The sequence below is a fragment of the Cryocola sp. 340MFSha3.1 genome, from assembly GCF_000383315.1.
Lineage (GTDB): Bacteria > Actinomycetota > Actinomycetes > Actinomycetales > Microbacteriaceae > Leifsonia.
In genome coordinates, this window is the sequence record NZ_KB911087.1 from 810,182 (window position 1) to 830,392 (window position 20,211).

Below are 20,211 nucleotides of genomic sequence, written 5' to 3' on the forward strand. Positions count from 1 at the left end.
GTGGGGGATCGCTCATAACTCTACAAGAGTTTTCAGCCCATAACGAATTGGATACAGGTCAGCGCTTCTCCCCCGGCAGCGTCACGTCGCTGACGTAGGGAACGCGGGAGCGGAAGACCACGATCATGTCCACCACGAGCGATCCGATCACCCCGGCGATGAGGCTGAGGAAGAGCACGACGGGGTTGATCCAGGGCTGGTCGCGCAGCAGGATCGCGAGCACCAGGAACAGCACGAACTTGACGATCCAGCCGCCCAGGACGATGCCGAAGAACAGGCCCACGAACAGGTCGGTGCCGATGAAACGGTTGGCGATCAGGATGCTGAGCGCCGTGATCGACAGGAACACCGCCGCCATCGCGGTGCCGATCAGCGCGCTCGTGACGCCGACCCATCCGGCGAACAGACCGCCGAGCAGCATCCCCACGACGGCGATCCCCGCGGCCAGGATCAGACCGTACTTCAGCACATCCCTCAGCACGGGCGTCGAGGTGGGCTGGGCGGGCGGCTGGGCCGGCCGCGGGGCGGTGGCTCCGTCCTGCTGGTCGGTCATCGGGTCTCCTCGGTCAGAGCGGTCGGGGATGTCGGGGATGCGGGCGTGGCCGGCGTGCTCTCGCTCGCCGCATCCAGCTGGTCGAAGCGCGCTGTCTCCGCGGCCTCGCGGCTGCCCGCCGGTGCGAGCTCGGCGACGGCCTCGTTCGCCTTCCTGCGGCTCAGCGGAGCGAGCGTGAACGCGGTGCAGACCACGAGCCCGATCGCGACGAAGACGATCGCCATCCAATACGGGTCGAAGAAGAACAAGAGGCAGCCGATCGACAGCACGGCCGTCCACGCATAGAAGATGAGCACCGCGTGGAGGTGGGTGTGACCCATGTCGAGCAGTCGGTGGTGCAGGTGCTTGCGGTCGGCGCTGAACGGCGACTTGCCCGCGCGCAGGCGGCGGATGACCGCGAGCCCGAAGTCGAGCAGCGGGATGATGAGCACCGCGAACGGCAGGATGATCGGGATGAACGCCGGGACGAGCGACGACCGGCCGAGCGTCTGCAGGTCCTGCGGGTTGATCGTCCCCGTCACCGAGATCGCCGAGGTCGCCATGAGCAAGCCGATCAGCAGCGCGCCCGCATCCCCCATGAACATCTTCGCGGGGTGCCAGTTGAGCGGCAGGAACCCGGCGCAGGCGCCGACCAGGATCGCGGCGATCACGCCGGCGAGGCTGAAGTAGTTCTGCGGGCTGATCTCGCGCTGAAGGAGGTAGGTGTAGACGAGGAACGTGCCGTTCGCGATCAGCGCGACGCCCGCGACCAACCCGTCCAGGCCGTCGATGAAGTTGATCGCGTTCATCACCAGCACGATGGCGAACAGCGTGATGATGATCGACATGACCGGCGAGCCGACGGTGAGGCCGCCGATCGGCAGCGAGTAGATCTGCACGCCCAGCCAGGCGACGAGGCCGGCGGCCACGAACTGTCCGGCCAGCTTCGTCATCCAGTCGAGATCCCAGATGTCGTCGGCGACGCCGATCACGACGATGAGCAGGGAGGCCCCCAGGATCGCGAGGATCGGCCCCTGGTCGGAGAAGATCAGCGTCAGCACGCCGAACTGGCTCGACAGCAGCCACGAGACGCCGAAGGCGACCAGGATGCCGAGGAACATCGCGACGCCGCCGAGGCGGGGCGTCGGCCGGGTGTGCACGTCGCGAGCCCGGATCTTCGGGTACAGGCGGTACCGCATCGCCAGCTTGTAGACGACGAACGACATCCCGAACGTGATGACGGCCGAGATCAGTGCGAGGGCGAGGAGGAGGGTCACGGCGCGGCGTCCGCAGCGGCCGCCGGCTCGTCCAGGGCGTCGCCGACGACCTCGCGCAGCTGATCGACCGAGATGACGCCGTGGCGCAGGATGCGCAGTCCGCCCACACCGGCGGCCAGAGCGGTCGCGTCCACGATCGTCGACGAGGAGTCCTTGCCCTCGACGCGCTCGTAGTCGGCACCGGCCTCTCCCCCGTCGAGGTAGACGGAGATGGAGTCGCCCAGCATGGCCTCGGCCTCGGCGGCGGTACGGGCGGCCGGGCGGCCGGTGAGGTTCGCGGACGACACGGCGAGCGGACCGGTCTCGGACAGCAGCTCGAGCGCGATCGTGTCCTTCGGCATGCGGAGGGCGACCGTGCCCTTCGTCTCGCCGAGATCCCAGACCAGCGACGGCGACGCGGGCAAGACGATCGTGAGGCCGCCGGGCCAGAAGGCCTTCACCAGCGCATCCACCTCGTCCGGCACCCGCTCGGCGAGGGCGGCGAGCGTCGGGATGCCGGGGACCAGCACCGGGGGCGGCGACTGGCGGCCGCGTCCCTTCGCGTCGAGCAGGCGCTGCACGGCGGCAGGGTTGAACGCGTCCGCAGCCACCCCGTACACGGTGTCGGTGGGGATGACGACGAGTTCGCCGCGCCCGATCGCGGCCCGTGCGAGGCGCATGCCGGTGAGCAGCTCGGAGTCGACGGAGCAGTCGTAGATGGAGGCCATGACGGCTCAATGATAGCCGGGGCGCGGAAGCCCAGACTGGGAGGACGATACTGGAGGGGATGGATGTCTACTTCTTCGACTGCGACAAGACGCTCTACGACTACGACTTCCACAAGCGGCTGCCCAAGCTCGCGGAGCTGGGAGGCGTGAGCCAGTACCGGCTCGCATCCAGCTGGTGGGCGGGTGGACACGAGCGTGCGGCCGAGATCGGCGAGTACGCCACGAGCGAGGAGTACCTGGAGGCGTTCGCCGAGGTGACCGGCGCCCGGCTGACGCTCGCGCAGTGGCAGGAGGCGCGGAAAGCGGCCATGACGCCCATCCCCGGCGCCATTGCGGCTCTGCACGAGGCCGCGACGCTGGGAACGGTGTCGCTGCTGTCGAACAACCCCATCCCGTTCAAGGACTCGCTGCCGGTGCTGACGCCCGAGATCGTCGACGTGCTGCAGGACAACGATTTGGTCTCGGCCGTGCTCGGCGCACGGAAGCCCGAGCGCCGGATCTACACCAGGGCGCTCGGGCGGTTCGGGGTGCGGCCGGAGGACGCCATCCTCTTCGACGACTCGATCGCGAACGTGGAGGGCGCCCGCGAGTGCGGGATGCACGCGTACCACTTCGCCAAACGCGAGGACGGCACCTTCGACACCGACGGCATGCTCGACGCCCTCCACGCCTTCGCCGCCCGCTGACCCCGTCCCTTCCACGCCTCTCCCCCCACCGTCGAGTCCGCAAACTTTGCACGCGACACGCTGGGGGCGTGTGCAATTTGTGCGGACTCGACGGTGGGTGGGAGCGGGTTCAGCGGCGGCCTGCGGAGCGGCGGAAGAGCCAGGCGGCCCAGACGTAGGCGGCCGCGACGATGAGAGCGCACCAGCCGAGCGCCCACCACAGGTCGTCGCCGGGGTCGCGGCCGAAGAGCAGCGCACGGATCGTCTCGATGATCGGCGTGATCGGCTGGTTCTCCGCCACCCACCGCAGCCAGTCCGGCATCGTGTCCGTCGGCACGAACGCGCTCGACAAGTACGGCAGGAACAGCACGGCGAAGCCGTACCCGCTCGCCGCGGTCGGGCTCTTCGCGGCGAGGCCGATGGCGGCGAACAGCCAGGTGATCGCCAGGATGAACAGGGCGACGATTCCGAGCGCGCCGATCCACTGCGCCACATCGGCGGTCGGGCGGAAGCCCAGCAGTAGGGCGACGCCGATGACGACGCCGGTCGCGACCAGGTTGCGCAGCAGGCTCGCCACCACGTGGCCCGTCACGACGCCGCGTGATCGCAGCGGCATGGTCCGGAAGCGGTCGACGATGCCGTCGCTCATGTCGTTGGCCACATCCACCGCGGTGCTCGACGCCCCGAAACCGGCGCACAGCAGGATGATTCCGGGCACGACGTACTGGACGTAATCCCCCGAGCGGTCGATGGCGCCGCCGAACACGAACGTGAACAGCAGCATGAGGATCACCGGAAGCGCGATGGCCATGGTGAGCGCGTCCACATCGCGGAGCGAGTGGCGGACGCTGCGACCCACGAAGACGAGGGTGCTCGTGAGGGGCGAAACCCGCCGCGCCGAGCGGACGGGGACGGTGAGAGCGGTCATCGGACGACCTCCTTCTCGGTCGAGGTGTTCTGGGGGACGTTCTGGACGGACTGCCCGGTCAGGGCGAGGAAAGCATCGTCGAGCGACGGCTTGCGGATGCCGATGGAGGCTCCGGGGACGCGGAGCGCGTCGAGCATGTCGATGGCGTCGCGGAGCGCCTCGACGCTTCCGTCGGTCGGCACCTCCCGCACGATCTCGCCGTGCGCGTCGCGGAGCTCGACGACCTCGCCGCCGACGCGCGCCTTCAGCTCGGTGGCGGTCCCCTCCGCGACGATCGTGCCGTGGTCGAGGACCGCGATCCGGTCGGCCAGCTGGTCGGCCTCCTCGAGGTACTGCGTGGTGAGCAGGATGGTGGTTCCTCGGCGTGCCAGGTCCTGGATGATGTCCCAGAGCGCCTGCCTGCTGCGGGTGTCGAGGCCGGTCGTCGGCTCGTCCAGGAAGATGACCGGCGGCGTCGCGACCAGGCTGAGCGCCAGGTCGAGGCGCCGTCGCATCCCGCCGGAGTAGGTCTTGACGCGCTTGCGTGCCGCCGCGGCCAGGTCGAACGCGTCGATCAGCTCGCCGGCCCTTCGGCGCGACTCTGCGGCGGTGAAGCCGGAGAGTCGTGCCATCATCCGCAGGTTCTCCTCCCCGGTGAGCACGCCGTCGACCGCCGCGGACTGGCCCGTCACGCTGATCGCGCGCCGCACCTCCTCGGCCTCGGCGACCACGTCGTGCCCGGCGACCGTGACGCTTCCCGCGTCGGGCCGGACCAGGGTCGAGAGGATGGTGATCAGCGTCGTCTTGCCCGCACCGTTCGGCCCGAGCAGCGCGAAGACGCTCCCCGACCGCACGCGCAGGTCGATGCCGTCGAGGACCGTCTGCTCCCCGAAGGACTTGCGGAGGCCGACCACCTCGATCGCGGTTCCGTTCATCGGACTTTCCCTTCTGTGTGCTGCCTAAACTGTTTATGCTGTAAACAACTGTTTAAGTGATACACAGTCCTAGGATGAGTGTCAACACCTGATCCCGAAGATCCGGGAACACGGGATGAGAAGGGCGGGACCATGGCCGACGACGTCGAGGACGTCCTCCCCCGCGCCGTCGCGCTCAGCTGGGGCGTCGCCGAACACCCGCAGCGGGGGCCGAAGCGCGAACTGAGCATCGAGCGCATCGTCGACACGGCCATCGAGATCGCGGACGCCGACGGCCTCGGCGCGGTGTCCATGAGCCGCATCGCCGGCGACCTCGGCTTCACGACGATGTCGCTCTATCGCTACGTCACCAGCAAGGACGACGTCCTCGCTCTGATGCAGGACGCGGTCTGCGCCATCCCGATCCCGCCGGACGACGAGCTGGCGCGGCGCGGCGACACTGTCAGCCAGGAAGGCTCGCGCACGGACGGCTCGGATCACGACTGGCGTGCCGGTCTGCGGCGGTGGGCCATGGCGAGCATCGAGGTGATCCAGGCGCACCCGTGGTTCCCCGACATCCCGATCAGCGGCATCCCGCTGATGCCCAACAACCTGGCCGTGTTGGACTGGGGGCTCCGTGAGATGCGCGGCCTGCCGCTCACGGACGCCGAGAAGATGTCGACCGCGCTTCTGCTGTCGTCGTACGCCCGCGCGGTCGCCATCGTCGAGCGGGATGTGAGCCGCTCGCGCTCCGCGGACGCGCCGCCCGCTCACGGCGAGGCGTTCACCGCAGCGCTCGCCGAGCTGGTGACGCCCGAGCGCTTCCCCGACCTGGCGCCGCTCGTGTCATCCGGTGCTTACGCGGACTCCGACGGCGCCGATGATCAGGACGACTTCGCGTTCGGACTGGAGCGCATCCTCGACGGCATCGCGACCTACATGGCCGCACGGCGGAGCGGCGAGCCCGTCACCCCGTACGAGGATCGGCCGGAGCCGATCCCGCGTGACAAGGCGGTTCGCGAGGCGGCGAAGGCGCGCCGCGAGGCGGAGTCGCGTCTCCGTGAGGCCCGCAAGAACGAGCGCGAGGCGATCGCCCGCGCCCGCGAGCGCACCGCCCGTGAGGCGGAACGCGCCGCCCGCTGACCCTCGCCCCCTCCGCGCCGCACCCCTCCGCCCACCGTCGAGTCCGCAAACTTTGTACGCTCACACCGCGCGTCGTGTGCAAAGTTCGCGGACTCGACGGCGGGCGGAACGGGTCAGATGTACATGGCGGGGTCGATCCAGTCGTCGCCCGCGATCTGCTCGTGGCCCGAGCGGGGGCGGGGATGCGCCGGCACGCCGACGAGCAGCGAGTCGGCGGGCGCATCCCGCGTGACGACGGCGTTCGCCCCGATCACCGAGCGCGCCCCGATCGTGATCGCACCGAGCACCTTGGCCCCGGCGCCGACGATCACGCCGTCCTCCACCGTGGGATGCCGTTTGCCGTGCCCGCTCCCCCGGCCGCCCAACGTGACGCCGTGGTAGAGCATGACGTCGTCGCCGATCCACGTCGTCTCGCCGATCACCACGCCCATCCCGTGGTCGATGAAGAAACGGCGACCGATGCGCGCGCCCGGATGGATCTCGATCCCGGTCAGGAAGCGGGTGAACTGCGACAGCAGCCGCGCGGGCGTCCGCAGGCCCGCGCGCCACATCCGGTGCGCGATGCGATACGACCACACGGCATGAAGCCCGGAGTACGCCGTGGCGACCTCGAACCCGGTGCGGGCCGCAGGGTCGTGCCTGCGCGCGTTGCGGATGTCCTCGCGCGCTCGGAAGATCGGCACCCCGTTCAGTCCAGCAGGTCGGCCCAGAGCGGCGTGGAGATGTACCGCTCACCGGTGTCGCAGACGATCGCGACGATGGTCTTGCCCGCGTTCTCCGGACGCTTCGCGAGCTGAAGAGCCGCCCAGACGATCGCACCGGACGAGATGCCGGCGAGGATGCCCTCCTCGCCGGCGAGCCGCTTCGCCACGTCGAGTGCGTCGTCGAAGGAGACGTCCACCACCTCGTCGTACACGGTGGTGTCGAGGATCTCGGGCACGAAGTTCGCGCCGATCCCCTGGATCTTGTGCGGTCCCGGCTTGCCGCCGTTCAGGATGGGCGAGTCGAGCGGCTCGACGGCGACCACGGTGACGCCGGGCTTGCGCTCCTTGAGCACCTGGCCGACGCCGGTGATCGTGCCGCCGGTCCCGACGCCCGCGACGAAGATGTCGACGTCGCCGGCGGTGTCCTCCCAGATCTCCTCCGCCGTGGTGGCGCGATGGATGGCCGGGTTGGCCTCGTTGGCGAACTGGCGCGCCCAGATGGCGTTGTCGGTCTTCGCGACGATGTCCTGCGCCGTCTCGACCGCTCCGCGCATCCCGTCAGGGCCGGGCGTCAGCACGATCTCGGCGCCGAACGCGCGCAGCAGCACGCGGCGCTCCTTGCTCATGGTCTCGGGCATCGCGAGGATCACCTTGTAGCCGCGCGCCGCACCGACCATGGCGAGCGCGATGCCGGTGTTGCCGCTGGTGGCTTCGACGATCGTGCCACCGGGCGTGAGGGCTCCGGCCTTCTCCGCGGCGTCGACGATCGCGACACCGATGCGGTCCTTGACGCTGCCGGCCGGGTTGTAGAACTCGAGCTTGGCGAGGATCGTCGCGTCGACGCCCTCGGTCAGCCGGTTGAGGCGGACGAGCGGCGTACGGCCGACGGCCTCGGTGACGTTCTCGTAGATGTGACCTGACATGGCCTGTTCCTCGTGCTCTCGTACGGTGGATGACGACAGGGGGATGCGTGATCGCGTCTCCACTCTAGACGCCGTGCGCCAGCCGCTAGGCTCTTCTGGCGATGACCCCCACCACCCCTGCTCCTGGCGCATCCCCCGCCGCGTCCTCCGGCGCCGTCTCCGTCCGATCCGCCCGGGAGGATGCCGCCGCCGCACTGTCGCGCGGGGGCGTCCCCGACCCGGAGGTGGATGCCGAACTCCTCATCGGGCACGTGCTCGGCGTCGGCCGTGGCCGCGTCCAGGCGCTCGTCGTGATGGATGCGGAACTCCCTCCCGAGGACGCCGCGACGCTGCGATCCCTCGTCGAACGCCGAGCCGCCCGGGAGCCGCTGCAGCACATCACGGGCCGCGCCCCGTTCCGCTCGCTCGAGCTGAACGTCGGGCCGGGCGTCTTCGTACCGCGGCCCGAGACGGAGCAGGTGGCGCAGTTCGCGATCGACGCGCTCCGCGCCGTCCCCTCGCCCGAGCCGGTCGCGGTCGACCTCGGCACCGGGAGCGGCGCGATCGCGCTGGCCCTCGCGACCGAGGTGCCTCACGCACGCGTGTACGCGGTCGAGAACTCGCCGGAGGCGTTCATCTGGGCGCGCCGGAACATCGACGAGGTCGGCGCGACGAACCTGACGCCGGTGTTCATCGACCTCGCCGACGCGCTCCCGCAGCTCGACGGGACGGTGGATGTGGTCATCTCGAACCCGCCGTACGTGCCGGACGACGCCATCCCGCGCGACCCCGAGGTCCGGCTGCACGATCCGCACGCCGCGCTCTACGGCGGCCCGGACGGGTTGGACGTGGTGCGCACGATCTCCCGGGTCGCCCAGCGTCTGCTCCGCCCGGGCGGCACCCTCGTGCTCGAGCACGGCGAGCTGCAGGGCGCGGCGATCCGCGACCTCCTGACCGCCGACGGCTGGCGTGCTGCCGCGACGCACCGCGACCTCACGACCCGAGACCGCGCGACCACAGCCCTCCGCTGACCGCGCGCGTTCCCTCAACTCTCGCCCTCTGCGCCCACCGTCGAGTACGCAAACTTTGCACGTTCGGAGCACACCCAGCGTGCAAAGTTTGCGGACTCGACGGTGGGTGGGAAGGGGTTAGTCGGTGGCTAGGTCGGCGAGGCGGGTCTCCTCGTCGAGTGCGATGTTCGACTCGATGACGGGGTCGAGGGCGCCGTTCATGACGGCGTCGAGGTTGTAGGCCTTGTAGCCGGTGCGGTGGTCCGCGATCCGGTTCTCCGGGAAGTTGTACGTGCGGATGCGCTCGGAGCGGTCCATCGTGCGGATCTGGCCCTTGCGGAACTCCGCGGCCTCGGCGTCCGCCTCCTCCTGCTGCCGGGCCAGCAGCCGGGCGCGGAGCACGCGCATCGCGGCCTCGCGGTTCTGCAGCTGACTCTTCTCGTTCTGCATCGAGACGACGATGCCGGTCGGCACGTGGGTGATCCGCACGGCCGAGTCCGTCGTGTTGACCGACTGACCGCCGGGGCCGGACGACCGGAAAACGTCGATCTTGAGGTCGTTCGGGTTGATCTCGACCTCCTCCGGCTCGTCCACCTCCGGGAACACCAGGACGCCGGCGGCGGACGTGTGGATGCGGCCCTGCGACTCGGTCGCCGGCACGCGCTGGACGCGGTGCACGCCGCCCTCGTACTTCAGGTGCGCCCAGACGCCCTCGGCGGGATCGGTGGAGCTGCCCTTGAACGCGACCTGGACATCCTTGATGCCGCCGAGGTCGCTGGAGGTCTGCTCGATGATCTCGGCCTTCCACCGCTTCGAGTCGGCGTAGTGCAGGTACATGCGCAGCAGGTCGCCGGCGAAGAGAGCGGACTCGGCGCCGCCCTCCCCCATCTTGATCTCCATGATCACGTCGCGGCTGTCGTTGGGGTCACGCGGGATGAGCAGGCGGCGCAGCTTCTCGGCCGACTCGGCGACGCTCTGCTCCAGACCGGGGACCTCCTCGGCGAACGCCGCGTCCTCCGTCGCCAGCTCACGGGCGGCGTCGAGGTCGTCGGACAGCTGCTTCCACTCGTTGTACGCGGCGACGATGCGGCTGAGCTCGGCGTAGCGCCGGTTGACGCGCTTCGAGCGGACCGGGTCGCTGTGCAGCTCCGGGTCGGAGAGCTGCTGCTGGAGGTCGTCGTGCTCGGCGATGAGGCTGTTCACCGATTCGAACATGGGGTCTTCTTTCTGGAGGGGTGCGGCCGGGGAACGACGAAGCGCCCGCCCGCCGTGCACGGTGGCACGGCGGGCGGGCGCTGATCGCAGCTAGCGGTGGTCGTTCTCGTGGCCGTGCGAGTGCGCGTTGCCGTGGCCGTTGGTCGGCGCCGGCATCGACTTCTGCACCTGCATCAGGAACTCGACGTTGCTCGAGGTCTCCTTCAGGCGGCCGAGGACGATCTCGAGGGCCTGCTGCTGGTCGAGCCCGGCGAGGGCGCGGCGCAGCTTCCACGTGATCTTGACCTCGTCCTGGCCCATGAGCATCTCCTCGCGGCGGGTGCCGGAGGCGTTCACGTCGACGGCCGGGAAGATGCGCTTGTCGGCCAGCTGGCGCGACAGGCGGAGCTCCATGTTTCCGGTGCCCTTGAACTCCTCGAAGATGACCTCGTCCATCTTGGAGCCGGTCTCCACCAGCGCCGAGGCGAGGATGGTGAGCGAACCGCCGTGCTCGATGTTGCGCGCGGCGCCGAAGAACCGCTTCGGCGGGTACAGCGCCGAGGCGTCGACACCACCGGAGAGGATGCGGCCGGAGGCCGGCGCGGTCAGGTTGTACGCGCGGCCGAGGCGGGTGATCGAGTCGAGCAGCACGACGACGTCGTGGCCCAGCTCGACGAGGCGCTTCGCACGCTCGATGGCGAGCTCGGCCACCGTGGTGTGGTCCTCGGCCGGACGGTCGAAGGTGGAGGCGATGACCTCCCCCTTCACCGTGCGCTGCATGTCGGTGACCTCTTCGGGACGCTCGTCCACCAGCACGACCATGAGGTGGACCTCAGGGTTGTTGGCGGTGATCGCGTTGGCGATCTGCTGCATCACGATGGTCTTGCCGGCCTTGGGCGGTGCGACGATGAGACCGCGCTGGCCCTTTCCGATCGGGGCGACCAGGTCGATGATCCGCTGGGTGACCTTGCTGGGCTCGGTCTCCAGGCGCAGGCGCTCCTGCGGGTACAGCGGGGTCAGCTTGCCGAACTCCACACGGGTGGCCGCCTCGTCCGGGGTCTGCCCGTTGATCGAGTCGACCTTCACCAGCGCGTTGTACTTCTGGCGGCTGTTGTTCTCGCCCTCGCGCGGCTGGCGGATGGCGCCGACGACGGCGTCGCCCTTGCGGAGGTTGTACTTCTTGACCTGGCCGAGCGAGACGTACACGTCGCTGGCGCCCGGGAGGTACCCGGTCGTCCGCACGAACGCGTAGTTGTCGAGCACGTCGAGGATGCCGGCGACGGGGATGAGCACGTCGTCGTCGGACAGCTCCGGCTCGAACTCGTCACCCGGTGCGCCGCCGCGGCGCTTGCGGTTGCGGTCGCGGTAGCGGCTGCGGTCGCCCTCGAGCTGCTGCTGGGCGTTCTGGCCGCGGTTCTGCTGGCCGTCGCCCTGCTGGCCGCCCTGCTGCAGGTCCTTCGGCTGGTTCTGGCCCTGCGCCTGGCCCTGCTCGTTCTGCTGCCCGTTGTTCTTGTTGCGGTTGCGGTTGCGGCGGTTGCGGCCCTGGCCCTGCTGCTCGCCGGCGTTGTCGCCCTGCTCGCCCTGCTGGGCGTCACCCTGCGTCGCGTCGGCCTGCTGGCCCTGCTCCGCCTGCGGCTGTTGGCCGTCGCGCTGCTGCGCGTCGCGCTGCTGGCCGTCGCGGTTCTGGTCGGCGCCCTGGTCGCCGTTCTGACCGCCCTGGCCGCGACCGCGGCGACGGCGTCCGCCGCCCTGGTTCTGGCCGTTGCCCTGCTCGTCCTGCGCGCCCTGGCCGTTCTGGCCGCGCGCCTGCTCACGGGAGGCGAGAGCGGAGTCGAGGAGCGCATCCACATCGGGGATGAGCGACTCGACGCCCGTGGCACCGGAGTTGACGTGCGATCCGGCGGCGACGCCGGATCCGGCGGTGGCACCGGCGATGCCCGTGCCGTCGGGGCTCGACACGCGGCGCGAGCCGCGGCGACGTCCGCCGGTCTGCTCGGCGGAGGCATCTGCCTGCGGGAGCACGGGGTCGCCCACGGTGGGCTCGACGCGCTCGGCCCCTGCGGGCTCGGCGATGAGCGGCTCAGCGATGAGCGGCTCGGTGAGCACCTGGGAGGCGGCGGCCGGCTCGGCGGCCGGCTCCTCGGTCTCGGGAAGCTCGAGGGTGTCTGCCGGTGCGGAGGCGGCGCGCGCTGCGGCGATCGCCTCGACCAGCTCGCCCTTGCGGAGCCGGGTTGCGCCCTGGAGCCCGAGCCCGGCGGCGAGAGCTTGCAGCTCTGCCACCTTGAGGCCGGTCAGGTCGCTGGTGTCCACGCCCCCGGCGTGGAGTTCGACATCAGTCACGGAAGAGGATCCTTTCCCCCGGCGCGCCTTACGCGCCGTCTGAAGCTTCGTCACATGAACTGCCGGGAACGTGCTGCGTTCGGATCCGCGCTACGTCGCCGCCCGGGTTCTCCGGAAAGGGAGAGCCGGGAAGGCAGGCAGGAGTGACGGCATGATTGCTAGGAGATCACCCGGAAGCGGAATTCGCTCGTGACGCGGGTTCTTCACGGGTGCGACTGCAGTTTACCACCTTGCGGCGGGGCCGTCCGACGCTAGGCGGCTGGCGTGTCCGTCCGTGTCGTCACGGCCTCGGCGGCGACACGGCTGACCGTCGCGCCCTTGAAGTCGACGGCGAGCATGAGCGGCTGCCAGCGGGTCTCGGCCGACTGCTCGACGAGGCGCGCGGCGGCCAGACGCTGGCTCGGGTCGCTCCCGAGCACGAGGATGGACGGGCCCGCGCCCGACACGACGGCGGCGAAGCCGTTCTCGCGCAGCAGCGTGATCAGCCGGTCGGTCTCGGGCATCGCCGAGGCGCGGTAGCTCTGGTGGAGCTTGTCCTCGGTCGCCGCGTGCAGCAGCTCGGGGCTCTGGATGAGAGCCGCGACCAGCAGGGCGGAGCGGGAGACGTTGAAGACGGCGTCCTCGTGGGGCACCGACTGCGGCTGGAGGCTGCGGGCGAGCGCGGTGGACATGACCGTCTCGGGCACGAGCACGAGCGGCGAGACGCCGCGGTGCACGATGAGCTTCTTGAACCGCGGACCCTCCGGGGTCACCCACGCGATCGTCAGGCCGCCGAACAGGGCGGGCGCCACGTTGTCCGGGTGTCCCTCCATGTCGTTCGCGAGCGCCAGCAGCGTCTGCGCATCCAGGTCGACGACGCCCTCCAGCAGCCCTTTCGCCGCCATGATGCCGGAGACGATGGCGGCGCCGGAGGAGCCCATCCCCCGCCCGTGCGGGATGCTGTTGCGCGCCCGCAGGTTCAGGCCGGGAAGCGGGATGCCGACGGCCTCGAAGGTGTGCGCGATCGCGCGGACGACGAGGTTGCTCTCGTCGGTCGCCACCTCTCCTTCGCCCACACCGGTGACCTCGACGGTCGCACCGGGCTCGTCCCGCACGGAGACTTCGAGCTCGTCGTACAGCGCGAGGGCGAGGCCGAGCGTGTCGAATCCCGGTCCGAGGTTGGCGCTCGTCGCCGGGACCTTGACCGCGACGGTCCGGCCGCGGAGGTCGGGCGTGGTCACGCGGTCGCCTCTGCGGCCGAGGTCTGCCCGGCGGGCGCCAGGCCGAGCACGTCGGCGATGGCGGTCGTGTCGACCGGGACGACGGTGGGCTGGACATCGGAGCCGTCGGCCGTGCGGAGGGCCCACTGCGGGTCCTTCAGGCCGTGGCCGGTGACGGTGAGGACGACGGTCGCGCCGGCGGGGATCACTCCGGCCTCCGAGCGCTCCAGGAGCCCGGCGACGCTGATCGCGGACGCCGGCTCGACGAAGATGCCGACCTCGGCGGAGAGGATGCGGTGCGCCTCGAGGATCTTGGCGTCGCTGATCGCTCCGAACCAGCCGTCGCTGTCGTCGCGGGCGTTCAGTGCGAGCTCCCACGACGCCGGGTTGCCGATGCGGATCGCGGTGGCGATCGTGTCGGGGTCCTTCACGGCGTGGCCGAGGACGATGGGGGCGCTCCCCGAGGCCTGGAAACCGAACATCCGGGGCAGCTTGGTGGACTCGCCGCGCTGCAGCTCCTCGGTGTAGCCGCGGTGGTAGGCCGTGTAGTTGCCGGCGTTGCCGACCGGGACCAGGTGGAAGTCCGGGGCGTCGCCCAGGGCCTCGACGACCTCGAAGGCGGCGGTCTTCTGCCCCTCGATGCGGTCGGGGTTCACGGAGTTCACCAGGTGCACCGGGTAGTTGGTGGCCAGCTCGCGCGCGATGTCGAGGCAGTCGTCGAAGTTGCCCTGCACCTGCAGCAGCTGGGCGTTGTGCGCGATGGCCTGGCTGAGCTTGCCCATCGCGATCTTGCCCTCTGGCACGAGCACGACCGACTGGATGCCCGCGTGCGTCGCGTAGGCGGCGGCCGACGCCGAGGTGTTGCCGGTGGAGGCGCAGATGACCGCCTTCGCACCGTGCTCGACGGCCTTGGAGATCGCCATGGTCATGCCGCGGTCCTTGAAGGATCCGGTCGGGTTCATGCCCTCGAACTTCACGTACACGTCGGCGCCTGTCCGCGCGGACAGCGCGGGGGCCGGGATGAGCGGCGTGCCGCCCTCGCCCAGCGTGACGATCGGAGTGGCATCGGAGATGTTCAGGCGGTCCGCGTACTCGCGGAGGACGCCGCGCCACTGACGACTGTAGGCCTTCGGCTGGGGCATTACGATCCTTCGACTCGGAGAACGGAAGAGATGGCGGTCACGACGTCGCTCGCCGCGAGAGCCTCGACGGTGGCCGCGAGTGCGGCCTCCTCGGCTTCGTGGGTGCCGATCACCAGGGTAGCGGTGGCCGTCCCGCCGCCGTGAATCGGCCCGGTCGCGGCGGATGCCGCTCCGGCGATCGCGACGGGTCCTGTTGCGGTGTTCGGCACGGACTGCTGAACGGTCTCGACGCTGACGTCGCCGTCGCTCAGGATGCGCGCGACCGCGGCGAGGACGCCCGGCTGGTCCTCGACGTCGAGGGTGATCTGGTAGCGGGTGACGACGCGGCCGATGTCGAGCACCGGCAGGTCGGCGTGCGTGGACTCGGCGACGCCAGGGCCGCCCACCACGTGCCGCCGGGCGGCGGAGACGACGTCGCCGAGCACGGCCGACGCGGTCTCGACGCCGCCGGCGCCCGCGCCGTAGAACATGAGGTCGCCCGCGGCGGCCGCCTGGACGAACACCGCGTTGTGGGCGCCGTGCACGGCGGCGAGCGGGTGGTCGCGGCTGATCAGCGCCGGGTAGACGCGGGCTGAGACGCCCTCCTCCCCCGTCTCCGGGTCGGTCAGACGCTCGCAGATCGCCAGGAGCTTGATGACCGCGCCGGCCTCGCGGGCCGCATCCACCTGCGCCTTGGTGACGCTCGTGATGCCCTCGCGGTAGACGCGCTCCAGCGGCACGACGGTGTGGAAGGCCAGGCTGGCCAGGATGGCCGCCTTCTGCGCCGCGTCGTACCCGCCGATGTCGGCGGTCGGGTCGGCCTCGGCGTATCCGCGGTCTGTGGCCGTCGCCAGCGCGTCCTGCAGCGTCTCGCCGTTCACGTCCATCCGGTCGAGCACGAAGTTCGTGGTGCCGTTGACGATGCCGAGGATGCGGTTGATGCGGTCGCCCGCGAGGCTGTCGCGCAGCGGCCGGATGATCGGGATGGCGCCGGCGACGGCAGCCTCGTAGTAGAGCTGCGCGCCGACCTGCTCGGCGGCGTCGAACAGCTCGGGGCCGTGCGTCGCCAGCAGCGCTTTGTTGGCGGTGATGACGTCGGCGCCGGAGTTCAGCGCCTCCAGCACGTAGCCGCGGGCCGGCTCGATGCCGCCCATCAGCTCCACGACGATGTCGGCGCCGAGGATCAGCGAGGAGGCGTCGGTGGTGAACAGCTCGCGCGGCAGGTCGGTGTCGCGCGGCGCATCCACGTCGCGGACGGCGATGCCCACCAGCTCGAGGCGTGCGCCGATGCGGGAGGCGAACTCGTCGCCCTGCGAGAGCAGGAGGCGCGCCACCTGCGATCCGACGGAGCCGGCCCCGAGCAGGGCGACACGGAGGTTGCGGTACTCGATCATGCCTGGCTGCGCTCCTTCGACGCGGAAACGGTGGATGCGGGCGCCGTGTAGCCGGCGTCGCGCGCGAGGAGGTCCTCGATGGTCTCGCCGCGGACGATCACCCGCGCCTCTCCGTCGCGCACCGCGACGACCGGGGGCCGCCCGATGTGGTTGTAGTTGCTGGACAGCGGCCAGCAGTACGCGCCCGTCGCGGGCACGGCGAGCAGGTCGCCGGGCTGGATGTCGCCGGGCAGGTACTCCGCGTCGACGACGATGTCGCCGCTCTCGCAGTGCTTGCCGGCGACGCGCACGAGCGCCGGAGCGGCCGTCGAGACGCGGTTCGCGATCCTGGCCGAGTAGTCGGCGCCGTAGAGCGCGGGCCGGGCGTTGTCGCTCATCCCGCCGTCGACGCTGACGTACCGGCGGACCACGGTCTCACCGTCGTCCTGGAACGCGACCGGCACGTCCTTCGTGGTGCCGACGGTGTACAGGGTCAGACCGGCGGTGCCGATGATCGACCGGCCGGGCTCGAACGCGACGACCGGCGTCGGGATGTCGAGCTCCTCGCATCCCGCAGCCACCGTCTCCGCGATGCGCCGGGCGAGCTCGCCGATCGGCGCGGGGTCGTCGGCGGACGTGTAGGCGATGCCGAAGCCGCCGCCGAGGTTCAGCTCGGGCACGTCGCCGCCCGCGAGGAGCTCCTTGTGGAGCGTGAGCAGCCGCGCGGCCGACTCGGCGAACCCGTCGGCACCGAAGATCTGCGAGCCGATGTGGCAGTGCAGGCCGCGAAACGCGAGGGAGGCGTGCGAGCGGATCAGCGCGACGGCCTCCAGCGCCTGCTCCAGCGCGATGCCGAACTTCTGGTCCTCGTGGGCGGTCGCGAGGAACGCGTGGGTGTGCGCGTGCACGCCGCTGTTCACCCGCAGGCGGACGCTCTGGACCACGCTGTGGCGCTCGGCTGCGGCGGCGACGCGGCCGATCTCCTGCACGCTGTCGATGATGATGGCGCCGATGCCGGCCTCGGCCGCCCGGTCGATCTCGGCGAGCGACTTGTTGTTGCCGTGGAAGCCGATCCGCTCCGGGTCGACGCCGGCGGCCAGCGCGACGGCCAGCTCGCCCCCGCTGCAGACGTCGATGTTGAGGCCGGCCTCCGACATCCACCGCGCCACCTCGATGCTGAGGAACGCCTTGCCTGCGTAGTAGACCTTCGCGGCGGTGCCGATCTCGGCGAACGCGCGGTCGAAAGCCTCGCGCACCTCGACGGCGCGCGCCCTGGCGTCCTCCTCATCGATCACGTACAGCGGCGTGCCGAAGCGGGCGGCGAGCTCGCTCGCCGCGAGACCGCCGACGACCAGCTCTCCCGCGTCGCGATCGACCGTCCGGGACCAGAGGCCCGGGGCGAGCGCGTTCGCATCCGCGGGCACGTGCAGCCACTGCGGGGCGAGCGGGTTGGACGCAGCGACAGGATCAGCCATAGGGAACCTCACGGGTGGCGACGAGTGGGGGTCTCCTAGGCGAGCGGACCCGGATTGGCCCCTGAAGCCGGTGGAGATGACAGCAGAAGTCTATCCAGGCCGCACGACACGCTCGGTGCGTGTTACGAACAGCTCCCCTTGCTGGCCATGAACTTCTGGTCGAGGACGAAGTCGCTCGCGGTCAGCTCGACGGTGGCGTGGCCAGGGGTCACCTGGATGTCGGACACCTCGACGCCGTCGGGGAGGTACTGCGCCGCGCACACCGGGAACGGGCCCTGCGAGGTCAGCGCCTGCAGCAGACGGCTGAGGTTGACGTCGCCGGCTCCGGTCGTCAGGTTGGCCTTGTCCGGCTTCAGCAGCACCTGCTTGCCGGCCGCCTCGGGCGTCGCTGTCACGGTGTAGCCGACGGGGAGGCCGAGCAGGTCGATCTTCCCGTCGTAGCCGATCGTGCCGTCGCCGAGGGTGATGTCGCCGGTCGCTCCGGGGATCTTGACGAGCGTGTTGAGCGACTCCTGGCTGATGCGCAGGGTGCCGGTCGCGTCGGCGATCGGCTTCGAGAAGTCGGCCGGGACGCCGGTGGCGACGACGGTCGCGCTCAGCGGGGCTCCCTGCACGACGAGCCTCGGCGCATCCAGCTCGACCCTCTGGAAGGAGCCCGACAGGTACTGCTGCAGCACGGAGAAGCCGCCGATGTGCGTCCTCACCTCGCCGCGGATGTCGGCCGGCAGGTTCTTCTCGATCTCGTCGGACACCCGCTGCTCGGCGTAGGCACGTGCGGCCGTGTCGACCACGACGAGCAACACCACGATGACGACGACCGGGATGCCGATGGCGAGCAGGAGGCGCAGCCACCGCGGACGCCGGCGACGGGGCGCCGGGGCCTGCGGCTCGGGGATCACCTGGGTGGTGTTGTCGCTCATCCGGTCGTCACATCCGTTCGCTACATGCGGTCCGGCGCGGAGACCCCGAGCAGGCCGAGGCCGTTTCGGATCACCTGGCCGGTCGCGTCGTTCAGCCAGAGGCGGGTGCGGTGCAGGTCGGTCACCGGCTCCTCGCCGTGCGGCAGCACGCGCGTCGAGCCGTCGCGGACCGCGTACCAGGCGTGGTAGAGGCCGGCGAGCTCCTCGATGTAGCGGGCGACGCGGTGCGGCTCGCGCAGCTCGGCCGCCTGGGCGACCACGCGCGGGAACTCCTGCAGACCGCCCAGCAGCGCCGACTCGGTCTCGTGCGTGAGCAGCTCCGGCGCGAAGGCGCTGTGGTCGACTCCTGCCTTCTCGGCGTTCGCCGCCACCGAGCGGGTGCGCGCGTGGGCGTACTGCACGTAGTAGACGGGGTTCTCGTTGCTGCGCTTGGTCAGCAGGTCGAGGTCGATGTCGAGCTGCGAGTCGGTCGAGGAGCGCACCAGGGCGTAGCGCGCGGCGTCGACGCCCACCGCATCCACCAGGTCGTCGAGCGTCACGATGGTGCCCGCGCGCTTGGACATGCGGACGGGCTCGCCGTCCTTCACCAGGTTGACCATCTGGCCGATGAGGATCTGCAGGTTCTCGTTCGGCTTGTCCCCGAACGCCTCGACCATCGCCATCATCCGCCCGATGTAGCCGTGGTGGTCGGCGCCCAGCATGATGATGTTCTGCTCGAAGCCGCGCTCGCGCTTGTCGAGGTAGTAGCCGAGGTCGCCGGAGATGTAGGCGGGCTCGCCGTTGGAGCGGATGATGACGCGATCGCGGTCGTCGCCGAACGTCGTGGTGCGCAGCCAGATGGCGCCGTCGGCCTCGAAGATGTGGCCCTGCTCGCGCAGTCGGGCGATGGCACGGTCGACCGCACCGGACTCGTGCAGGGAGTCTTCGTGGAAGTAGACGTCGAAGTCCACGCCGAACGAGTGCAGGCGGTCCTTGATCTCCTGGAACATCAACTGGGTGCCCGCCGAGCGGAACACCTCCTGCTGCTGCTCGCGCGGAAGGGCGGCGAGGTCGCCGTCGAATCCCTGCACCACACGCTCGGCGATCTCGCCGATGTAGCCGCCGCCGTAGCCGTCCTCCGGCGTCGGCTCGCCCAGGTAGGCGGCGAGCAGGCTGCGCGCGAACCGGTCGATCTGCGAACCGTGGTCGTTGAAGTAGTACTCGCGGGTCACGTCGGCGCCCTCGGCCTGCAGGATGCGGGCCAGGCTGTCGCCGACGGCCGCCCAGCGCGCGCCGCCCATGTGGACGGGGCCGGTCGGGTTGGCCGAGACGAACTCCAGGTTCACGGTCAGGCCGTCGTAGACGTCGCCGCGACCGTACGCGTCGCCGGACTCGACGATGGTCTTGGCCAGCTGCCCGGCGGCCGCGGCCTCCAGGCGGAAGTTGATGAAACCGGGACCGGCGACCTCGGCGGACGCCACACCGTCGATGCCGGCGGCGGCCGCGGCGATCTGCTCGGCGAGCTCGCGCGGGTTCGCCCCGACCTTCTTCGCGAGGCGCATCGCCACGTTCGACGCCCAGTCGCCGTGGTCGCGGTTCTTCGGGCGCTCCAGCGGCACGTCGTCGACCGTGAGAGCGAGCTCGGGGATGTCCGCGCCGGCCGCTCGTCGCTGCTCGACCACCGTCGTCACGATGTCGAGGAGGGCGGCGGAGAGGTCAGCGGGAGTCATGAGGATCGATTCTACCGGGCGGCCGCAGGGCACGGCGTCGGCGGGGCACGGCGGGCCGTCGGGTTCGCGGCGCGCGAATTGATAGGGTCATCGCGACGCGCGCTCCCGCACGGCGTGCC

Annotated in this window: 18 protein-coding genes; 3 read left to right on the forward strand and 15 right to left on the reverse strand. The window is 70.6% G+C overall.

What is annotated here, in order from left to right:
• Positions 1 to 58: 58 nt before the first annotated feature.
• From H284_RS0103880 to H284_RS0103890, 3 genes are read right to left on the reverse strand one after another with little or no spacing between them, the layout of a single operon-like run.
• Positions 59 to 553 carry a Cg1360 family ATP-synthase-associated protein gene (locus H284_RS0103880; protein ID WP_018190346.1) on the reverse strand — a complete coding sequence of 165 codons (495 nt, stop codon included), beginning with the start codon at positions 551 to 553 and terminating at the stop codon, positions 59 to 61.
• The gene (locus H284_RS0103885; protein WP_018190345.1) at positions 550 to 1,809 is read right to left on the reverse strand and encodes an MraY family glycosyltransferase; all 1,260 of its coding nucleotides are present in this window, start codon (positions 1,807 to 1,809) and stop codon (positions 550 to 552) included. The genes H284_RS0103880 and H284_RS0103885 overlap by 4 nt, the downstream gene beginning before the upstream one ends.
• Positions 1,806 to 2,516 (reverse strand): L-threonylcarbamoyladenylate synthase, encoded by a 711-nt coding sequence (locus H284_RS0103890; protein WP_020075223.1) that lies wholly within the window; start codon positions 2,514 to 2,516, stop codon positions 1,806 to 1,808. The genes H284_RS0103885 and H284_RS0103890 overlap by 4 nt, the downstream gene beginning before the upstream one ends.
• Before the next feature lie 59 nt (positions 2,517 to 2,575).
• Between H284_RS0103890 and H284_RS0103895 the strand changes: the two genes are divergently transcribed.
• Positions 2,576 to 3,202: an HAD family hydrolase gene (locus tag H284_RS0103895; protein ID WP_018190343.1), complete on the forward strand. Its 627-nt coding sequence runs from the start codon at positions 2,576 to 2,578 to the stop codon at positions 3,200 to 3,202.
• A gap of 109 nt (positions 3,203 to 3,311) precedes the next feature.
• On the opposite strand, the gene H284_RS0103900 is transcribed toward H284_RS0103895, so the two are convergent.
• The gene (locus H284_RS0103900; protein ID WP_020075224.1) at positions 3,312 to 4,109 is read right to left on the reverse strand and encodes an ABC transporter permease; all 798 of its coding nucleotides are present in this window, start codon (positions 4,107 to 4,109) and stop codon (positions 3,312 to 3,314) included.
• The gene (locus H284_RS0103905) at positions 4,106 to 5,023 is read right to left on the reverse strand and encodes a daunorubicin resistance protein DrrA family ABC transporter ATP-binding protein (RefSeq protein ID WP_020075225.1); all 918 of its coding nucleotides are present in this window, start codon (positions 5,021 to 5,023) and stop codon (positions 4,106 to 4,108) included. The genes H284_RS0103900 and H284_RS0103905 overlap by 4 nt, the downstream gene beginning before the upstream one ends.
• Positions 5,024 to 5,155: 132 nt before the next feature.
• Between H284_RS0103905 and H284_RS0103910 the strand changes: the two genes are divergently transcribed.
• Entirely contained in the window at positions 5,156 to 6,145 is a 990-nt protein-coding gene (locus tag H284_RS0103910; protein ID WP_018190340.1) for a TetR/AcrR family transcriptional regulator, read from the forward strand.
• 113 nt (positions 6,146 to 6,258) lie between these two features.
• Here the strand turns inward: H284_RS0103910 and epsC are convergent, their stop codons facing one another.
• Positions 6,259 to 6,828: a serine O-acetyltransferase EpsC gene (gene epsC / locus H284_RS0103915; RefSeq protein ID WP_018190339.1), complete on the reverse strand. Its 570-nt coding sequence runs from the start codon at positions 6,826 to 6,828 to the stop codon at positions 6,259 to 6,261.
• A 5-nt stretch (positions 6,829 to 6,833) separates the two neighbouring features.
• Positions 6,834 to 7,772: a cysteine synthase A gene (cysK, locus tag H284_RS0103920; RefSeq protein WP_020075226.1), complete on the reverse strand. Its 939-nt coding sequence runs from the start codon at positions 7,770 to 7,772 to the stop codon at positions 6,834 to 6,836.
• Between the two features lie 101 nt (positions 7,773 to 7,873).
• Here cysK and prmC point away from each other — a divergent pair, with 101 nt between their 5' ends.
• Entirely contained in the window at positions 7,874 to 8,782 is a 909-nt protein-coding gene (gene prmC / locus H284_RS0103925; protein WP_020075227.1) for a peptide chain release factor N(5)-glutamine methyltransferase, read from the forward strand.
• Between the two features lie 117 nt (positions 8,783 to 8,899).
• On the opposite strand, the gene prfA is transcribed toward prmC, so the two are convergent.
• The 8 genes from prfA to argS form a co-directional block, all read right to left on the reverse strand.
• Positions 8,900 to 9,976 (reverse strand): peptide chain release factor 1, encoded by a 1,077-nt coding sequence (gene prfA / locus H284_RS0103930; protein ID WP_018190336.1) that lies wholly within the window; start codon positions 9,974 to 9,976, stop codon positions 8,900 to 8,902.
• 90 nt (positions 9,977 to 10,066) lie between these two features.
• Entirely contained in the window at positions 10,067 to 12,295 is a 2,229-nt protein-coding gene (rho, locus tag H284_RS0103935; RefSeq protein WP_020075228.1) for a transcription termination factor Rho, read from the reverse strand.
• A gap of 251 nt (positions 12,296 to 12,546) precedes the next feature.
• Complete coding sequence (gene thrB, locus H284_RS0103940) at positions 12,547 to 13,515, reverse strand: homoserine kinase (RefSeq protein WP_020075229.1); 969 nt, start codon at positions 13,513 to 13,515, stop codon at positions 12,547 to 12,549.
• Positions 13,512 to 14,636, reverse strand: a complete 1,125-nt coding sequence (gene thrC / locus H284_RS0103945) for a threonine synthase (RefSeq protein ID WP_020075230.1) — start codon at positions 14,634 to 14,636, stop codon at positions 13,512 to 13,514. The genes thrB and thrC overlap by 4 nt, the downstream gene beginning before the upstream one ends.
• Positions 14,636 to 16,009 carry a homoserine dehydrogenase gene (locus tag H284_RS0103950; protein WP_018190332.1) on the reverse strand — a complete coding sequence of 458 codons (1,374 nt, stop codon included), beginning with the start codon at positions 16,007 to 16,009 and terminating at the stop codon, positions 14,636 to 14,638. Before H284_RS0103950 ends, thrC begins: the two co-directional genes overlap by 1 nt.
• On the reverse strand, positions 16,006 to 17,463 hold the full coding sequence (gene lysA / locus H284_RS0103955) for a diaminopimelate decarboxylase (RefSeq protein ID WP_020075231.1): 1,458 nt from the start codon (positions 17,461 to 17,463) through the stop codon (positions 16,006 to 16,008). Before lysA ends, H284_RS0103950 begins: the two co-directional genes overlap by 4 nt.
• Positions 17,464 to 17,585: 122 nt before the next feature.
• Complete coding sequence (locus H284_RS0103960) at positions 17,586 to 18,383, reverse strand: LmeA family phospholipid-binding protein (RefSeq protein ID WP_020075232.1); 798 nt, start codon at positions 18,381 to 18,383, stop codon at positions 17,586 to 17,588.
• A gap of 20 nt (positions 18,384 to 18,403) precedes the next feature.
• Positions 18,404 to 20,092, reverse strand: a complete 1,689-nt coding sequence (argS, locus tag H284_RS0103965) for an arginine--tRNA ligase (RefSeq protein ID WP_020075233.1) — start codon at positions 20,090 to 20,092, stop codon at positions 18,404 to 18,406.
• Between the last annotated feature and the right edge of the window lie 119 nt (positions 20,093 to 20,211).